Annotated in this window: 1 protein-coding gene; it reads right to left on the bottom strand. The window is 49.2% G+C overall.

Features of this window, described 5'->3' with window-relative positions:
- Nucleotides 1-180: hypothetical protein (locus tag NBZ85_RS34305; protein ID WP_498041296.1), on the bottom strand; the 180-nt coding region annotated here is incomplete at its 3' end.
- Nucleotides 181-396 lie beyond the last annotated feature (216 nt).

Consider the following 396-nt stretch of genomic DNA (forward strand, 5'->3'; position numbering starts at 1 on the left):
TTCTACGACAGCTTGGACCGCTGGTGTTGCAAGCGCCAATAAGCTAATGCCGAGCCGCTCAATGATTTCACTGAACAGGTTTAGAACAAGCTCCGCATTTTGGGCGCGCGCGCTGCGCAAATTCTGAACTTCATCAACGACAATAAAGCCCAAGGAGACAGCTGTTGCGACCTTGTTCATCAAGTCGACCATGGGTGCAATATTGCGTAGCGCTGCCGCCTTCCTCGAATAGTCGGTTCCTAGCAGTCGGTCGATCTCGTTGAAGAATTGAAGGCATAACGACTTGAGTGTTGCGTCGTGAGGCACTCTTAGAAGAACGTATACGACCTGATGGCATTTCAGATCAGCTCCGTGATAATTAGAGTGGCAAATAACCTGCTTGTATCTCAGTAAAGC

Source organism: Frankia tisae (assembly GCF_025403405.1).
GTDB classification, from domain to species: Bacteria; Actinomycetota; Actinomycetes; order Frankiales; family Frankiaceae; genus Frankia; species Frankia tisai.